This is a genomic window from Thalassovita mediterranea (genome assembly GCA_019448215.1).
Lineage (GTDB): Bacteria > Pseudomonadota > Alphaproteobacteria > Caulobacterales > Hyphomonadaceae > Henriciella.
On the sequence record CP080408.1, the window covers coordinates 2,338,555 to 2,354,914 of the forward strand.

Annotated in this window: 18 protein-coding genes; 17 read left to right on the plus strand and 1 reads right to left on the minus strand. The window is 63.0% G+C overall.

The features are described from left to right. Positions 1-25: 25 nt before the first annotated feature. From KUV46_11510 to KUV46_11565, 12 genes are all read left to right on the plus strand, one after another. On the plus strand, positions 26-283 hold the full coding sequence (locus tag KUV46_11510; protein QYI99965.1) for a gene transfer agent family protein: 258 nt from the start codon (positions 26-28) through the stop codon (positions 281-283). Further along, positions 267-452 carry a phage tail assembly chaperone gene (locus tag KUV46_11515; GenBank protein QYI99966.1) on the plus strand — a complete coding sequence of 62 codons (186 nt, stop codon included), beginning with the start codon at positions 267-269 and terminating at the stop codon, positions 450-452. Before KUV46_11510 ends, KUV46_11515 begins: the two co-directional genes overlap by 17 nt. Further along, the gene (locus tag KUV46_11520) at positions 445-816 is read left to right on the plus strand and encodes a hypothetical protein (GenBank protein QYI99967.1); all 372 of its coding nucleotides are present in this window, start codon (positions 445-447) and stop codon (positions 814-816) included. The genes KUV46_11515 and KUV46_11520 overlap by 8 nt, the downstream gene beginning before the upstream one ends. Next, on the plus strand, positions 813-1,433 hold the full coding sequence (locus tag KUV46_11525) for a DUF2460 domain-containing protein (protein QYI99968.1): 621 nt from the start codon (positions 813-815) through the stop codon (positions 1,431-1,433). Before KUV46_11520 ends, KUV46_11525 begins: the two co-directional genes overlap by 4 nt. Before the next feature lie 404 nt (positions 1,434-1,837). Beyond that, positions 1,838-2,086 carry a phage BR0599 family protein gene (locus KUV46_11530; protein QYJ02400.1) on the plus strand — a complete coding sequence of 83 codons (249 nt, stop codon included), beginning with the start codon at positions 1,838-1,840 and terminating at the stop codon, positions 2,084-2,086. Then, entirely contained in the window at positions 2,083-2,514 is a 432-nt protein-coding gene (locus KUV46_11535) for a C40 family peptidase (protein ID QYI99969.1), read from the plus strand. Before KUV46_11530 ends, KUV46_11535 begins: the two co-directional genes overlap by 4 nt. 5 nt (positions 2,515-2,519) lie before the next feature. Further along, positions 2,520-6,197 carry a glycoside hydrolase/phage tail family protein gene (locus KUV46_11540; protein QYI99970.1) on the plus strand — a complete coding sequence of 1,226 codons (3,678 nt, stop codon included), beginning with the start codon at positions 2,520-2,522 and terminating at the stop codon, positions 6,195-6,197. Between the two features lie 42 nt (positions 6,198-6,239). Next, positions 6,240-7,100 carry a J domain-containing protein gene (locus tag KUV46_11545; protein ID QYI99971.1) on the plus strand — a complete coding sequence of 287 codons (861 nt, stop codon included), beginning with the start codon at positions 6,240-6,242 and terminating at the stop codon, positions 7,098-7,100. Positions 7,101-7,176: 76 nt separating this feature from the next. Beyond that, positions 7,177-7,488: a hypothetical protein gene (locus KUV46_11550; GenBank protein QYI99972.1), complete on the plus strand. Its 312-nt coding sequence runs from the start codon at positions 7,177-7,179 to the stop codon at positions 7,486-7,488. A 10-nt stretch (positions 7,489-7,498) separates the two neighbouring features. After that, a complete protein-coding gene (locus KUV46_11555) occupies positions 7,499-8,182 on the plus strand; it encodes a response regulator transcription factor (protein QYI99973.1) in 684 nt (227 codons plus the stop codon). Between the two features lie 25 nt (positions 8,183-8,207). Next, positions 8,208-9,605 carry a histidine kinase gene (locus KUV46_11560; protein ID QYI99974.1) on the plus strand — a complete coding sequence of 466 codons (1,398 nt, stop codon included), beginning with the start codon at positions 8,208-8,210 and terminating at the stop codon, positions 9,603-9,605. Beyond that, positions 9,602-10,195, plus strand: a complete 594-nt coding sequence (locus KUV46_11565; protein ID QYI99975.1) for a tetratricopeptide repeat protein — start codon at positions 9,602-9,604, stop codon at positions 10,193-10,195. Before KUV46_11560 ends, KUV46_11565 begins: the two co-directional genes overlap by 4 nt. Here the strand turns inward: KUV46_11565 and KUV46_11570 are convergent, their stop codons facing one another. Next, positions 10,196-10,540: a nuclear transport factor 2 family protein gene (locus KUV46_11570; GenBank protein QYI99976.1), complete on the minus strand. Its 345-nt coding sequence runs from the start codon at positions 10,538-10,540 to the stop codon at positions 10,196-10,198. Between the two features lie 136 nt (positions 10,541-10,676). Here KUV46_11570 and KUV46_11575 point away from each other — a divergent pair, with 136 nt between their 5' ends. The 5 genes from KUV46_11575 (at position 10,677) to KUV46_11595 (ending at position 16,341) form a co-directional block, all read left to right on the plus strand. Beyond that, positions 10,677-11,072, plus strand: coding sequence for a cytochrome c maturation protein CcmE (locus KUV46_11575; protein QYI99977.1), 396 nt, complete (start codon positions 10,677-10,679; stop codon positions 11,070-11,072). Further along, positions 11,069-12,973, plus strand: coding sequence for a heme lyase CcmF/NrfE family subunit (locus KUV46_11580; protein QYI99978.1), 1,905 nt, complete (start codon positions 11,069-11,071; stop codon positions 12,971-12,973). The genes KUV46_11575 and KUV46_11580 overlap by 4 nt, the downstream gene beginning before the upstream one ends. Continuing rightward, positions 12,970-13,377, plus strand: coding sequence for a cytochrome c-type biogenesis protein CcmH (locus KUV46_11585; protein ID QYI99979.1), 408 nt, complete (start codon positions 12,970-12,972; stop codon positions 13,375-13,377). Before KUV46_11580 ends, KUV46_11585 begins: the two co-directional genes overlap by 4 nt. 79 nt (positions 13,378-13,456) lie before the next feature. Beyond that, positions 13,457-14,728 (plus strand): bifunctional alpha/beta hydrolase/OsmC family protein, encoded by a 1,272-nt coding sequence (locus tag KUV46_11590; GenBank protein QYI99980.1) that lies wholly within the window; start codon positions 13,457-13,459, stop codon positions 14,726-14,728. Between the two features lie 77 nt (positions 14,729-14,805). Beyond that, positions 14,806-16,341 (plus strand): Do family serine endopeptidase, encoded by a 1,536-nt coding sequence (locus KUV46_11595; GenBank protein QYI99981.1) that lies wholly within the window; start codon positions 14,806-14,808, stop codon positions 16,339-16,341. Positions 16,342-16,360: the final 19 nt, after the last annotated feature.

The window sequence follows — 16,360 nt, forward strand, 5'->3', positions numbered from 1 at the left end:
CGCGCGGGGGGAAGTGAGCCTGGACGTGGCTGGCCAGAAGCGGGTCCTCTGCCTGACGCTAGGTGCGCTAGCCGAGATCGAGAGCGCCTTCGGGTGTGCATCTCTGGCAGACCTTCAGGCGCGCTTGAAACGCCTGTCGGCAGCGGAGTTCCTGCAGCTTGTTTCTATACTGATGAACGGCGGCGGAGAACGCTTGGAGCCGGAAGAGCTGGCGCAGCTCAACATCCAGCCGGCAGCCGCTGCGGCGGCCGTAGCGGAGGCGTTCCGTGCTGGCGTGGAGTGAAATGCTGCGCGCGGCGGCCCTTATGGGGGTCGCGCCTGCGCAATTCTGGAAACTGAGCCTGCGCGAATGGCGCGCGTTGACGACCCCTTCCGGTCCGGCGCTGCCGCGTGAGCAATTCGACCTGATGATGAACACACGTCCGGATGAAAGGACAGAGGCGAATGGATGATTTCACGACAGAGCTGAACCGCGCAGGCGATGCGCTGGCCGCTCTCGCAGAGGGGCCGGGACAGGCCGCGGCGGCGTCGCTTGAGGCCGCCTTCAGTGAGGCAGGCGCAGGCATAGAAGCGGCCCTGTCGCGCGCCGCGCGGTCTGGCGAGCTCGACTTCTCGCAGATGACGCGGGCGGTTCTGGCGGACTTGGCAAGTATTGCGGCAGAGGCGGCGCTCGCGCGGGCTGGTATTGGCGGGGCGGGTACGTCGCTGACCTTCAACCTGCCGCGATCAAGTGTAGCTGCCACACAAGCCACCTCGACACGCGAGCTTTCCAAGGCCGTGGCAAAAGCCGCCGCAATCGGGCGGAGGTTCACATGAGCCTTGCAGGATTTCACGAAGGCCGCCTGCCGGTGCCGCCCGGGTTTGGCTCTGTCAGCGGGCCTGTCTGGGAGACCGAGACGCTGGTGCTGTCGAGCGGAAGGGAAGTGCGCAATGCCCGCTGGTCGCGTCCACAGCGGCGCTGGGACGTGTTGACACCGCCGCTCAATGTGGAGGCGTTCGACAGTCTGGTCAGTTTCTTCAATGCGCGGCGCGGGCGTTTGTCAGGCTTCCGCTTTCGTGACCCGGCCGCCTTCTCCAGCGCAGCGCCCGGCATGGCCGTGTCGCCCACAGATGAAGCGCTTGGCACGGGAGATGGGGCCCGCGTCGTATTCCAGCTGGTTATGGCGGATGGCGGCATTGAGCGCCCCGTCCTGAAACCTGCCCCTGGGAGTGTGCGCATCGGCGTGAATGGCGCCGAACTCCTCAGTGGGTGGGAGGTGGACGATGTGACGGGCGAGGTCACCTTCGACGTCGCCCCGGAAGCGGGAGCCATCCTCACAGCAGGCTTCGAATATGACTGGCCGGTGCGCTTCGACACGGACGCCCTGGAAGTGAGCTTCGAGACGGCCGGATCCGGGCGGGTGGTGAGCTTACCTCTGGTCGAAATTTTCTGAGCGGGGGCAACATGAAACAGATAAGCGAAGCGTTTGAGGCGAGGCTCGCGAGCGGCGCGGCGACCACCTGCCTCTGCTGGCGGTTAGAGCGGCGGGACGGTTTTACGCTGGGACTGACGGATCATGACCGTGCACTGTCGTTTGACGGCTTGACCTACAGCCCCGGCGCGGCCCTTTCGGCGGCGAGGTTTGAAACTGCCGGCGGCTTGCGGCCCGGCCGGGCGAGCGGTGACGGCGCGCTTGTCGCGGACGCGCTGACAGAGGCAGACCTTGCTGCGGGTCTGTGGACGCGGGCGCGGGTGCATGTTTACCGCGTGGACTGGCAGTCGACCGAAGATTGCATCCTCATCTGGACCGGCTTTCTGAGTGAGATCACGCAGCGCGGTGACCAGTTCGAGGCCGAGCTGATTTCGCTGAAGGCAGAACTCGAGCGGCCAGTGGGCCGTCTCGTCTCGCGCCGCTGCGATGCCGCGCTGGGCGATGCAAGGTGCGGACTTGCGGGTGTGGATGGGCAGAGCTGCGACAAGCGATTCGAGACCTGCCGCGATGTCTTCTCGAACGCCGAAAACTATCGCGGATTTCCGCATCTGCCCGGACAGGATTTCGTGCTTTCCGGGCCCGCAGCGGCAGGCAATGATGGAGGCCGTCGATGAGACGTGCCGACATCGTCAAGGCCGCGCGCGGCTGGCTGGGCACGCCCTATCAGCATCAGGCAAGCCGGAGGGGCGCGGGGGCTGATTGCCTCGGCCTCGTACGCGGCGTCTGGCGCGAACTTGTCGGCGCGGAGCCGGAACCTGTGCCGCCTTATACGCCGGACTGGGCAGACATCAGCAGTGACGACACGCTGCTGGAGGCTGGGCGCATCTGGTTGCGGGAAATCCCGGTGGGCGCGGCGAATGCGGGCGATGTCCTGATGTTTCGGATGGGCGCAGGCTGCGCGGCCAAGCACTGCGCCATCGCGACCAGTCCTGACACGATCATCCACGCCTATTGGGGGCGCAGCGTATGCGCGACCCGGCTGGTGCCCTGGTGGCGGCGGCGCATCGCCGGCGCTTTCTCATTTCCCGGTCTGGAGGACTGATACTCATGGGACAGATCATTCTATCGCAGGCCGGTTCGGCCCTTGGCAGCGCGCTGCTTCCGGGCGGTCTCAACCTGCTGGGAGCGGAGATTTCAGGCGCTGCCCTTGGCGGCGCATTGGGCGGGCTTGCGGGCCGGGCCGTGGACAGCGCTTTCGCCAGCGACGTTCACGGCCCGCGAATGAGCGCGCTTCACCTGATGGAGAGCCGCGAGGGCGCGGGCCTGTCGCTTGTCTATGGACGCGCGCGGGTCGGTGGACAGGTGATCTGGGCGGCCCGGTTCAAGGAAAAGCGCCGCGAGCGATCAGCCGGAAAGGGCGGCCCTAAACTGAATGACTACAGCTATTCGGTGAGCTTCGCTGTCGCGATCGCGCAGGGCCCCGTCACGCGGGTCGGGCGCATCTGGGCGAATGGCGAAGTGCTGGCGCTCGCCGACATCAATCACCGCTTCTATCGCGGCGATGAGAGCCAGCTTCCAGATCCGCTGATTGAAGCGGTGGAAGGCGCAGGTAATGCGCCCGCCTATCGCGGGACGGCCTATATCGTCTTCGAGGACTTGCCGCTGGACCGCTTCGGCAATCGCCTGCCGCAACTCAGCTTTGAGGTCTTTCGTGCGCTGGAAGATGAGGGCAGCCTGCGGCGCGTCGTCGAGGGGCTGGACATCATCCCCGCGACAGGTGAGTTCGCCTATGCGACCGATGTCGTCCGTGAACGGCGCTTCCCGGGGGTCGAGACACCGCTCAACATGAATAACCCTGCCGGCGCAGCCAATTTCACCCACTCATTGGCGCAGGCGCAGGATGATTTCCCGCAGCTTCGGCGCGCCGCCCTGACGGTCGCATGGTTCGGGGATGACCTTCGCGCAGGTGCGTGCCGCATTCGGCCAGGTGTCGAGACCCGTGAGCGTATGAGCGTGCCCTTCGGCTGGGAGGTTGCGGGTCTCTCACGCGCGGAAGCGCGGCTCGTCAGCCAGTCGGGCGGAAAAGCGAACTATGGCGGGACGCCGTCCGATAGGTCGGTTCTGCAAGCAATTGCGCAGATGAAGGCGGACGGACTCGAGGTCACGCTGTCGCCTTTCCTGCTGATGGACATTCCGAGTGGAAACGGATTTCCCGACCCTTACGGCGGGGAAGAGCAGGGCGCTTTCTCGTGGCGCGGACGGATCACTTCGCTGCTGAACGGGACGGCATCGGTGCGCACAGAGATCGACACCTTCGTCGGCACCGACAGCGCGTTCGGGTATCGTCACTTCATCCTGCACCATGCGCGCCTTGCGGTTGAGGCGGGCGGTGTCGATGCCTTCCTGATCGGTAGCGAGATGGTCGCCCTGACGCGCCTTCGCGATGAGACCGGCGCCTTCCCATTCGTTGAGGCGCTCATCGGGATCGCGGCAGAGGCGAGAGACATTCTCGGGCCCGACACGCTCATCTCCTATGCGGCGGACTGGACCGAATATGGCGCCTACGTCCCGCAGGACGGGTCTGGCGACGTGCTCTTCCCGCTCGATCCGCTCTGGGCATCACCGGATTTGGATTTCATTGGCGTGGACTGGTACCCGCCGCTCAGCGACTGGCGGAGCGGGTCTGATCATCTCGATGCGCTGGCAGGTTTCGAAGGGGCTTCGGACGCAGCCTACCTCGCCGCCAACCTTCAGGGCGGGGAGGCGTATGACTGGTATTATGCCTCCGCGGAGGCACGCGCGGCACAGGAGCGAACGCCGATCGCGGACAGTGCTCATGGCGAGCATTGGGTCTTCCGGCAGAAGGATATCGCGAACTGGTTAAGCCAGTCGCACTATCCAAGGCTCGGCGGCACGCGCTCCTCGACGGCGACCAGCTGGACGCCCGGCCTGAAACCCGTCCGCCTCATGGAGATTGGCTTTCCAGCCGTCGACCGCGGCACGAATGCGCCGAATGTCTTTTATGATCCGAAAAGCTCCGAGAGTGCTCTGCCGCACTTTTCGGATGGCGCGCGTAATGATGTGCTGCAGCGGCGGGCGCTGGAGGTGTCGCTCTCCTATTGGCAGGCGCAGTCCTTTGTCGACGCCGCTTTCGCCTGGGCGTGGGATGCGCGGCCTTGGCCCGACTTTCCTGTTCGCGAGGACGTCTGGAGCGATGGCCCGAACTGGTCGCTTGGTCATTGGCTGAACGGGCGGGCAGGCCTTGTACCGCTCTCTGCCGTGATCGAAGACCTGTCGGCCATGTCGAGCGTAGAGATAGAGGCAGGCTCGCTCGACGGTCTGGTGGAGGGTTTCGGCGTGCCAGCGCCCTCGACGCTACGGTCGGTGCTGGAGCCGCTTCAGGCGCTGCACCGGTTCAGCTGCCGTGAGAGCGAGGCTGGGCTTTCATTGCGGCCAGCATCAAGAAGCGCCGCGCTGAACGTCGCTGGCGGTGAGATTGCCGGGGGTGGGCCCTCGATGACGCATGTCCTGCTCGACAAGCGGCCGGGTCATCTCACGCTCACCCATATCAGCGCCGATGACGGGTATGCTCCCGCCGTTGCCCATGCCCGCCTTCCGGACGGCGACGCGCGCTACCGCATCGAAACAAGCCTGCCGCTTCTCATGTCCGAGGCTGAGGCAAGCCGCGTCGCAAATGACTTGCTGAACGCGGCGGTGGAAAGCGAGCGTGCATCGCTCACGCTCCCACCGCACCTTCTGGCATTGGAGCCGGGCGACCGGATATCGGTTGAGACGCTGCCCGGAGACTGGGTGATTGACGACATCACTGATGACGGCATCGCGCGCAGGCTAGAGCTGTCGCGGCCGGTAGAGGCGGTGTCGGTGCTCGCTGGCTCGGTACCGGACACGGGCACCGCCGCGCTCATTCCGGCGGCGCCCGAACTCATACTGATCGATGCGCCAGCGCTGCCGGGTAAGTCAGGCAACGGTCCGCTGGTCGCGGCGACCGGATCGCCGTGGGTGGGACCCGTCTCCGTCGAAGCGGGGCGGAGCCTGAATGGACTGACGGTACGGGCAAGCGTGCCAGCGCCTGCTTCCATAGGGCGGTTGCTCGCGCCGCTGGTCGCGGGACCGGCGCACCGATGGGATACCGGCTCCGAGATAGTGCTTGAGCTCTTCGATGGTGAAGTCTCCAGTGCTGAAACTGAAAGCGTGCTGGCCGGTGCCAACACACTGCTGGTGCAGGGCGCGGAGGAGTGGGAAGCGCTATCCTTTCAAAGGGCTGACTTGCAGGAGGATGGGAGCTGGCTCCTGTCCGGCTTGCTCCGGGGACTCTACGGCTCAGCGCCTGCTGCGGCAGGGCAGGGCGCGCTTGTCGTCCTCATCGATGACGCGCTCGAGCCGTCTGCGCTCAAGCGCGCCGAAGTTGGTATCGAGATGTACTGGCGGGCTGGTGGGTCTGACCCGCAAGTCTTCAGGCATGAAGACAGGGCCGGGCTGCCTTGGCCGGTCTCTCAGCTGCGGGGCAAGCAAACGGCTGGAGGAATGCAGGTGAGCTGGCTCGCCAGCGCGCCGGACATCCCTGATAGCTGGGACCTGCCGGACCCGACCGGGCCGCGCCTTTTTGAGGTTGTCGGCCTGCGAGACGGCACAGAAGTCGTGAATTTCAGGACGCCGGAATCGGCTGTCGCGCTGGACGTTTTGGTGAATGAGCTGCGTGTCGCGGAAGTCGCAGCTGATGGACGTTTAGGCAGGTGGGTTTCAATCGGCGCGGGCGCACTCTAACTAGGCATTGGATTTTCAGTTTGAAGAAAGAGAAAGACGTCCTTGACCCGCGATCCCTATCAGACACTCGGTGTGACCAAATCTGCCTCGACCGAGGAGATCCGGAAGGCCTATCGCAAGAAGGCCAAGGAACTTCACCCCGACCTTCACCCGAATGACGAGAAGAAAGCGAACGCCTTCAAGGAAGCGTCAGCGGCCTTCGAAATCCTGAGCGACGAATCCAAACGCGCCCAGTTCGACCGGGGCGAAATCGATGCCGATGGTAACCCGACTGGCTTTGCGGGTGCAGGCGGTGGTTATGGCGGCGGCTTCGGCGGCGGTTTCCGCCAGCACGGCAGCTCGTTCCAGGGCGATCCGTTTGAGGACATCCTGTCCGGCATGTTCGGTGGCCAGAGACGCCGGGCAGGGCCGCGCAAGGGCGCCGATATCCGTTACCGCGTCGATATCTCGTTCGAGGACTCGGTCCTCGGCGCGAAGCGTCAGATGACGATGGCCGACAATAAGAGCCTGAATGTCTCCATCCCGCCGGGCGTTGCCACGGGACAGGTGCTGCGCCTGAAAAGCCAGGGTGAGCCATCGCAGACAGGCGGCCCGCCGGGCGATGCGCTGCTGGAGCTTCACGTGCGCCCAAGCAAGACCTGGACGCGTGAAGGGTCAGACCTGCGAATGTCAGTGCCGCTGCCGCTCAAGACGGCAGTACTTGGCGGCAATATCGAGGTCCCCACGCCCGCTGGTACGGTGACCCTCAAAGTCCCCGAGGGCGCCAATACGGGGATGGTGCTTCGCCTTCGCAATAAAGGCGTTCAGTTCAAGGATACGCCGGGGCATCTTTATGCCCGGCTGGAGGTCACGCTTGAAGATCCGAAGGATGAAGGCCTTCGCGAATGGGCCCGCCAGCGTTGAGCTGACTTCAATTCTGACTAAACTCCCCGCTTGTCATTCAGCATGTATTCAGGGCCGAAGGTGCATAACCCGTCTCATGAAACGGATCATTCTTTCTCTCTGCGTTGGCCTTGCCGCCTTCTCGCCTTGCGCCACCGCGCAAGGCCAGTGGAGCAATTCCTTCACGGCGGATGACGCGCGTAATGCTCGTGAGCGCGGAGAGATACTCCCGTTGAAGAACATTCTACGTCCTATCGAGTCGCGCTATGGAGGCGAGATGCGCCGTTTCGTCGGCCTCTTTGATAGGAACGGACAAAAAGTTTATGTCATCGACTGGACGACGCGTCAGGGTGAACTCGTGCAGTTCACGATCGACGCACAGACTGGTCGGATCATAAGCGTTAGCTAGGTAAACATTTATGCGAATTCTTGTTGTTGAAGACGATGCTGATCTTCGCCGGCAGCTTGCCGATGCCCTGACCCAGTCAGGCTATGCCGTTGATCTTGCCGCCGATGGCGAAGACGGACACTTCCTCGGCGATACAGAGCCGTATGACGCCGTCATTCTCGATCTTGGCCTGCCCAAGATGGACGGTGTGACGATCCTTGAGCGCTGGCGCGATGACGGCAAGGACTTCCCCGTGATGATCCTGACCGCGCGCGACCGCTGGAGCGAAAAGGTGGCCGGTTTCGATGCGGGCGCTGACGACTATCTGACCAAGCCCTTCTACACTGAAGAGCTTCTGGCACGCCTTCGGGCGCTGTTGCGCCGGGCAACCGGTCACTCAGCTGCCGCGCTGGAAGCAGGTAGCCTCCGCGTCGACACCCGCGCCGCCCGGGCAACGGTCAATGGCCGTCCTGTGAAGCTGACCGCGCATGAATACCGCGTCCTGTCTTACCTGATGCACCATCAGGGCCGGGTCGTGCCTCGTACCGAACTGGTTGAGCACATCTACGACCAGGACTTTGATCGCGACTCAAACACGATCGAGGTCTTCATCGGTCGGCTCCGTAAGAAGATAGGCACCGACCGGATCCAGACGGAGCGTGGCCTCGGCTACCGCCTCGTCGTGCCGGAAGGTGAGACAGCAGGCCTTGCCTGATCTGACGGAAACCGGTGATGCAAGGATGAGCGACACGGCACAGCAGGCGAAGCCGAGCCTGTCGCTCTCTCGCCGCCTGTTTCTTGGTGCCATTGTCTGGAGCCTGATCGTCGTTGTCGGCGGCGTCATCGCCATGACCGCGGCCTATCGCACCCAGACCGTGCGTATCCTGCAGCAGGAACTCGATTCCACGCTGGTCACGCTGCCGCGGGCCCTGGAGATTCTGCCAGATGGCCGCGTCATCGATATTCCAGAACGGCTTCCAAGCGATTCACGTTTTCAGCTGCCACTTTCCGGACGGTATTGGGCGATGATCGCCGTTCAGTCGGACGGCAGCTTCGGCAATGATATCCGCTCCCAGAGTGTGTGGGACGGCCCGCTTCCCCTGCCGCGGGGCCTTGCTGACGCCGCACTCATCGCGCCGGGCGAGACGCAATACGGAACGACGAGCGGGCCGAATGATGAGCGCCTGCGCGTCGCGGTGCGATCCATCACGGTCCCCAACCGCGACAACCCCATCCTTCTGATGGCCGCCGCAGACCGCGCCGTGACGGACGAAGGCGCGAACCAGCTGCGCCTTATCCTCCTCGTCGCTATGGCAACGCTGGCAGGCGGGACGCTCCTCGCGCTCTGGATCGGCTTGCGCGTGGCACTTCGCCCATTCGACCGGGTCCAGTCCCACATCGCCGAAATCAGCGAGGGGCAGCGAGCCCGTCTCGATGGTGATTACCCGATCGAGGTCATCCCGCTGACCGATGAACTCAACAAGCTGCTCGATAGCAATCGCAAGATCGTCGAACGCTCGCAGACCCATGTCGGCAATCTTGCCCATGCGCTGAAAACGCCGCTCGCCGTGCTGCGCAATGAAGCCACGGGTGACACAGGACTTGATGATGTCGTGCGGCGCCAGACTGAATCCATGCGCGCCAATGTCGAGCACTATCTGAAGCGTGCCCAGGCGGCAGCGCGGTCTGAGGCGCTGGGCGTGCGCACTGAAATCGCCCCCGTCGCAGCTGGGCTGGCGCGCCTTCTCAATCGTCTATTCGAGGCGAGAAACATCACCGTCACGACTGAAATTGGCGCTGACAGGGTGGCCCGGATCGAGCAGCAGGATCTGGAAGAGATGCTGGGGAACCTCATGGAGAACGCCTGCAAGTGGGCCAATTCGCGCGTTGAAGTTTCCTGCAGCCGCAGTCAGAACGGCTTCATGCACATTCATGTTGATGATGACGGCAAGGGGCTTGCCCCGGAAGCCAGGGAAGCAGCACTCCAGCGCGGTGTCCGGCTGGACGAGACGGCGCCGGGGACAGGGCTTGGCCTGTCCATCGTGGCCGACATCTCTGAAATGAATGGGGGGCGGCTAGACCTTTCCGAAAGCCCCTTAGGCGGCCTTCGCGCCACGATCACGTTGCGCGGCCAATGAAGCACGCAACACTCATATGGATGGGCGCAGCGGTGCTGCTCGCTGGCGGCGCCTACTTACTGAAGGGCCAGCCGCTGCTGCCTGACCAGCCCTATGCAGACCGCGAGGCCGAGATTGCTTCACGCCCGGCCGAAGACCTCTCTCCTGGTGAGATGCTTGCGCGTCTGCAGCGCACGGCGCGCGAACGCCCCGACGAGGCCGAGCCGCAATACTATATCGGCGTGCTGCTTCGCGCGCAGGGCCGGACGGATGATGCCTTGCGCGCCTTCCAGTCAGCGCTCCGGCGTGATCCGGACCATGTCCCCGCGCTACTCGGTCTAGCTGACGCCGTTGTGACCCGCGATGGCGGAATGATCACAGAGCCTGCCGCGCGCCTTTATGATCGCGCCTGGCGGCTCGATAATTCGCAGACGCGCGCCGGCATTCTTGCCGCCATGCCAGCCTATCAGGCAGGTGACCTCGACGCGGCACAGGCGCATTGGGAGCGTGTCTTCGCAGACCTGCCCGAGGACGACCCCCGCCGCGCCATGCTGAACGCCATGCGCGCTGAAGCCGACGCTGCCCGCGAAGCGCGCGAGACAGAAGACTGATCAGGCCGGCGTCTGCTGGTGCTGTACGATGCGCCAGTCGCCATCGGTGCAGACATAGGTCGAGCTGCAATAGGCTTCGTACGTGTCGCTACCTTTGAGACCACGTCCGACATAGGCAAGCGTCACGGTCGATTCGCTGGACTGGATTTCGCTGACGCTGTCGAGCTCAACATCATCCCATCGCGGCGCCATCTTCACTGTTTCGATGATGGCTTCGCGTGAAAGAATGCCAGCAGGCAGGGGGAAAACCATGACGCAATTTTCCGCCATCAGCTTGTCATAGTCGTCGGCAGGACCGGTCCATAGCTGCTTCTCGATTTCCCAGAGATGAGGGAATTGCGGCATGTCGAACCTCTCAGCGCAAAAACAAGGCTTGCGATAACACGCGAGCAGTCTGGATGTTTCGGTCGCAGTGTCAAACCCTGCAGTATCGACTAAAACCCCGCTTGTTATGAGAGCAAGATCAAAACGACTTTGGGGCGTGGCCATTGCTGGCCTGCTCTTGGTGAGCGCGGTGACACTGTCAGCCGTCGCGCTGAAACAGCACGCCGACCTGTTCTATACGCCGCAATTGCTGGCCGAGCAGGGGCAGCCCGATGTTGGCAAGCGTGTGCGCATTGGCGGCTGGGTCCAGATCGATTCGATCGAATATGGCGACGGCGCTGATATGACCTTCCTCATTGAAGATGGGTCGGGCGAGACGCTTGCCGTCAGCTATACTGGCGTCGTGCCGGACCTCTTCCGCGAAGGTGAGGGCGTCGTCGCCACCGGACGCTTCGACGAGAGCGGTGCGTTCACGGCTGAAAACATTCTCGCCAAGCATGATGAGAACTATCAGCCGCGCGAACTGAAGAATGCGCGCCAGGCCACTTCATGATTGAGGCCGGCCACTTTGCGGCGTTCCTTGCGCTGATCCTGAGCTTCTTTCAGGCTGGTCAAGGGCTGATGGGGCAACGCCGCGCGGCGGGTCTCTCTGCCATCGTCGCATTTGGGGCGATGACGTTTTCGTTCGCCACGCTGGTCGTCGCCTTTGCGACTTCGGATTTCTCGGTCCAGCTGGTTGCGGCCAACTCCCACACGCTCAAACCCTTCGTCTACAAGATTGCGGGCACGTGGGGGAATCATGAAGGCTCCATGGCGCTCTGGTGCCTGGTGGGGATCGGTTTCGGCGCGGCCGCCGCGAAGCTGCTGTCCACCGGCAGGCCGACTTTCGAGGCACGCGCGCTCGGCGTGCAGGGCCTGCTCAATGGCGGCTCTCTTCTCTATCTCCTGCTGGCGTCCTCGCCATTCACACGTCTCGACCCGGCGCCGCTTCAGGGGGCAGGTCTCAATCCGCTTTTGCAGGACCCTGCGCTCGCAGCCCACCCGCCCATGCTTTACCTCGGCTATGTTGGCTATTCCTTCGTGTTCGCGCTGGCGGCGGCCGGCCTCATTGAAGGGCGTATCGACAGGGTCTGGGCGCGCACCGCGCGGCTCTGGGCGCTCGCGGCCTTTGCACCTCTGACTGTCGGAATCGCGCTTGGCAGCTACTGGGCCTATTATGAGCTTGGCTGGGGCGGCTGGTGGTTCTGGGACCCAGTCGAAAATGCGAGCCTCATGCCTTGGCTGATTGGCGCGGCCTTGCTCCATTCAGTGATCGTCACCGAGAAGCGCGGCAGCTTCGGCGTCTGGACGGCGCTCCTCGCGGTTCTGGCTTTCTGCTTCTCCATGCTCGGCGCCTTCCTTGTGCGCTCCGGCGTGCTGACTTCCGTTCACGCCTTCGCCGTTGACCCGCTCCGTGGCTCTCTCCTGCTCGCAGGACTCCTCTTCTTCGGCGGCGCCGCGCTCATTCTCTTCGCGCTTCGTGCGGGCAAGCTGGAGGCGGGCCCGAACTGGACGACCGGCAGCCGCGAAGGCGCGCTCATGGGCAATAATCTTGTCCTGATCGTTGCGACAGCGACGGTCCTGCTCGGCACGCTCTTTCCGCTTATCGCCGAAGCGGCAGGTGAGACAATGTCCGTCGGTGAGCCTTACTTCAATCTAACCTTCACCCCCATCATGTCGCTTGCGCTGATTGCGCTGCCGATCGTGCAGGCCTGGAGCTGGGGCAAGGCGGACCTCTCCTCGCTCTGGCAATGGGCGGCCGCCTTTGCCGGGATCGTCGCTGTCTTCTGGCTCGCAGGGATCGGCCCGTTCGACATTCCACTTCTCGCAGGCATCGGTCTTGCCATCGCAGTCTGGCTGATCGCGGGCGCTGCGATGGAGATCTGGCGCCGCGCCAAGACAGTGCAGCGCCTTGGCAAGATGCCGGCTCGCGTCTGGGGTATGACGCTTGCGCATGCGGGCCTTGGTTTCTTCGTCATGGGCGCCGTGCTGGAAACATCGGGCCGCGAGCACACGACGATTGCGCTACAGGAAGGCCAGGCGACCAATGTGGCTGGCTGGCAGCTCACGCTAGACGATGTGGAAAGTATCGAAGGGCCAAACTGGTACGCCGAACGCGCCACCCTCACGGCCCGGCGCGGCGGCACAGTCACAGAGCTGCAACCGCACAAGCGCTTCTATCCGGCCGCCCAGATGCCGACGACCGAAACCGCGATCCATAAGACAGGTCTTGCTGACCTCTATGTCGCGCTCGGCGATGGTCGCAGGAATACGCAAGGCGAGACGCGCTGGACGTTCGAAGTCTTCCTCAACCCGTTCATCGACCTCATCTATCTCGGGACGATCCTGATTGGCCTTGGAGCGCTGCTCAGCATGTTCGGGCGCAAGGCACGAGCGAAAGAGGCTGAAGAATGAAAGCGATCCTCGCATCCCTGATCCTTCTCTTTGCCGCTGAAGGCCCGCTCGCCGACCCGCAGGAAGAGGCACGCGCACAGGATCTGATGCGTGAGATTCGCTGCGTCGCCTGTGAGAATGAGCCGATCTCCAATTCCGGTTCTGACATTGCCGCCGATATGCGTGAGCGTGTCCGGGCGATGGTCGCGGAAGGTCAGACCAATCAGGAAATTCGCACCTGGTTCGCAGAACGTTATGGCGATTTCGTCCTTTTCCGCCCGCCATCGCGGGGAATAAGCGGCTTCCTCCTCTGGGGAGCGCCATTCATTTTCCTGCTCGCGGGCGGTGTGCTCGCCTTCATGATCAGCCGTAACCGCCGCGCATCCGGGCGGGTCGAAGCTGTGGCGCCGGAAGACAGTATCTGAGGCATTCGTGCTGATTGCTGGCAACTCATGCCCAGCGCGCCTATCTCGGTGAAAGGCGCAGCGGTGTTGAGGAAGCGGCATGTACAGCGAGAAAGTGAGCTTCGAAGGCAGTCTCGGCCAGACGATTTCCGGCAGGCTTGAACACCCGGTTGGTCGTTTCGGCGGCTGGGCCATCTTCGCTCATTGTTTCACCTGCTCCAAGCAGTCACGCGCGGCGGTGGCCCTGTCGCGGGAGCTGGCTCAGCACGGCATCGGCGTCCTGCGCTTTGATTTCACCGGAATAGGGGAGTCCGAAGGCGAGTTTGCCGACACCGATTTTTCCAGCAATGTCGCTGATATCCACGCCGCAGCGTCCTGGATGGCAGGGCAGAGGCGTCCCGTATCGCTCCTGGTCGGCCACTCACTGGGCGGCACGGCGTCGATCGTCGCCGCTTCGGGCATGGAAACGCTGAAAGCGCTCGTCACCATCGCCGCGCCCGCTGAGGCAGCGCATGTCATTAGCCAGTTCGGCGACGGCAGTGAACGCGCTGAAGCTGAGGGATCTGCCGAGGTAAAGCTTGGCGGGCGTCCTTTCACGATTACCAAGTCGCTACTCGAAGACTTGCGCAAAGCGCAGGTCGGGCAGGCGATTTCCAGACTTCGCCTGCCGATACTCATCCTGCACGCGCCGGGCGACGAGGAAGTCAGCGTCGACCATGCGACTGCACTCTTCATGGAGGCGCGCCATCCCAAGAGCTTTGTCAGTCTCGATGACGCCTCGCATTTTCTCGACCGCGACGAAGACACTGATTTTGCCGCCAGTGTCATCGCTGGCTGGGCGGAGCGTTATGTGACGCCTGATGCAGATCAGGGCGATGATTTCAGAGGTGACGGCGTTCTCGTCCGCGAAACCCAGGGTGTTGGCCCCTATCAGAACGAGGTCCTCACGCGCGGTTTCCGCCAGATCATCGATGAGCCGCGCAAGCTTGGCGGCAGTGATACAGGGCCCGACCCTTATTCGATGTTGTCTGCGGCGCTTGGCGGCTGCACGTCGATCACGCTGCGCATGTACGCAGACCGCAAGGGCTGGCCGGTGGACCATATAAGCGTCGCCGTAGATCATAAGCGCGAACACGCCGAGGACTGCACGGACTGCGGAGAAGCCGACAAGGTCGACACATTCACCCGTACGGTTTCTATAGAGGGCGCCGTGGACGATGATCAGCTTGCGCGCTTGCTGGAGATCGCGGACAGATGCCCCGTACACAGGACGCTTGAGTCTGGCAGCAGGGTGCGCAGCGCAATCGAACGGAAGTCGCAGTCAAATACGGTTTCCGGGAAACCGAAAAATTCAAGTCTAACCGATGTTTAATCAGTCTGTGGACTGGTACACACTGAGGATTAGGCACAATATTCGAGTCAAGAAATTCTGAGGAGTATGTGAGGAATATGAAAGCGATCTCTATGTCGAAACAGGCCCTCGTCGCCGCTGTCTTTGGTGCTGCTGGCGCAGGTGCTCTGGTCTATGCCCCGGCCCTCTATCAGCAGGCTGACGCACGACAGCCTATTTCGATCGAGCCGCCAGCCGGCGCACCGATGAGCTTTGCAGACCTCATCGAGAAGGTAAGCCCCGCTGTGGTCAGCGTGAACGTCGTTTCTGAGCGCGAAGTAGGCGGTATGGGCAATATGGAAGAGTTCTTCGAACGCTTCCGCGGCCTTCCGGGCTTCGATGACTATATGCGCGAGCGTGAAGAGGAAATGGAGAACGAGCCGCAGACCCGTGAGGCACGTTCGCTCGGCTCCGGTTTCTTCATCTCCGAAGAAGGCTACATCGTCACCAATAACCACGTCGTTCAGGATGCTACCGAGATCGAAGTCGTCCTCGAAGATGGGCGTGAACTTGCGGCCGAACTGGTCGGCACGGACACGCAGACCGACCTCGCCGTGATCCGTGTCACCGAAGGCGGCCCATTTCCATTTGTCGAATTCGAGACAGACACGCAGCTTCGCCGCGGCGACTGGGTCGTAGCCCTCGGCAACCCGTTTGGTCTTGGCGGCACGGCAACGGCAGGCATTCTTTCTGCTGATGGCCGTGAGCTTGGCGGCAACAACCCATACACCGACTTCCTCCAGATCGACGCAGCCATCAACCGCGGTAACTCGGGCGGCCCGACCTTTGATCTTCAGGGCCGCGTTGTTGGCGTGAATACCGCAATCTTCTCACCAACCGGCGGTTCGGTCGGCATCGGCTTTGCAATCCCGGCAGAGCTTGCTGTCTCCGTGACCGAAGCGCTGATCCGCGACGGTCGCGTCTCGCGTGGCTGGCTCGGTGTCACCATCCAGGATGTGACGGAAGACATGGCTGATGCGCAGGGCCTCGAAGAAGCCCGCGGCGCTATTATCGCTGACGTCAATCCAGACAGCCCGGCCCAGTCCGGCGGTCTGCAGCGCGGCGACATCATCCTTTCGGTAAATGGCACGAACACGACGGACGCCACCTCCGTGACTCGTCTTGTCGGCGGCCTGCTGGCAGGTTCTGACAACACGTTCACCGTCCTTCGCGGCGGCGAGCGGCAGACCGTCAATGTGAAGGTCGGCGAACGCCCGGAAAACCCGAACGAGATCGCTTCGTCCTCTTCCAGCTCGACTGAGAAGAACTCGGCTGACTCTGCAAAGGACGGCCCGCTTGGTCTCGCTCTGCGTCCGTTCACGGACACTGACCGTCGTACGCTCGGCCTTGGCTCCAATGAGGCTGGCCTGATGATCTCGGGCGTCGATAGCGACAGTCCGCTTGCCGAATACGACCTTCGTGCCGGCATGGCGATCCTGAGCGCAGCTGGTTCACCGCTTCGCTCTGTCGACGATCTCGAAGAGGCGATTGCCGATATGAAAGAGAAAGGCCGCGACAAGCTGCTTCTCGCCGTGCGGAACGGTCAGCGGACACTGTTCGTTACTGCCGACATTAGTGAGGCAGCGTCGGACTGACGCTCATACAGGAGATCCG

Coding starts and splice junctions, on each gene's coding strand:
- KUV46_11580 (QYI99978.1), top strand. CDS start 11,069: ATGATTGAGGCCGGCCACTTTGCGGCGTTCCTTGCGCTGATCCTGAGC.
- KUV46_11585 (QYI99979.1), top strand. CDS start 12,970: ATGAAAGCGATCCTCGCATCCCTGATCCTTCTCTTTGCCGCTGAAGGC.
- KUV46_11590 (QYI99980.1), top strand. CDS start 13,457: ATGTACAGCGAGAAAGTGAGCTTCGAAGGCAGTCTCGGCCAGACGATT.
- KUV46_11525 (QYI99968.1), top strand. CDS start 813: ATGAGCCTTGCAGGATTTCACGAAGGCCGCCTGCCGGTGCCGCCCGGG.
- KUV46_11535 (QYI99969.1), top strand. CDS start 2,083: ATGAGACGTGCCGACATCGTCAAGGCCGCGCGCGGCTGGCTGGGCACG.
- KUV46_11560 (QYI99974.1), top strand. CDS start 8,208: ATGAGCGACACGGCACAGCAGGCGAAGCCGAGCCTGTCGCTCTCTCGC.
- KUV46_11565 (QYI99975.1), top strand. CDS start 9,602: ATGAAGCACGCAACACTCATATGGATGGGCGCAGCGGTGCTGCTCGCT.
- KUV46_11570 (QYI99976.1), bottom strand. CDS start 10,540: ATGCCGCAATTCCCTCATCTCTGGGAAATCGAGAAGCAGCTATGGACC.
- KUV46_11550 (QYI99972.1), top strand. CDS start 7,177: ATGAAACGGATCATTCTTTCTCTCTGCGTTGGCCTTGCCGCCTTCTCG.
- KUV46_11595 (QYI99981.1), top strand. CDS start 14,806: ATGAAAGCGATCTCTATGTCGAAACAGGCCCTCGTCGCCGCTGTCTTT.
- KUV46_11520 (QYI99967.1), top strand. CDS start 445: ATGGATGATTTCACGACAGAGCTGAACCGCGCAGGCGATGCGCTGGCC.
- KUV46_11540 (QYI99970.1), top strand. CDS start 2,520: ATGGGACAGATCATTCTATCGCAGGCCGGTTCGGCCCTTGGCAGCGCG.
- KUV46_11555 (QYI99973.1), top strand. CDS start 7,499: ATGCGAATTCTTGTTGTTGAAGACGATGCTGATCTTCGCCGGCAGCTT.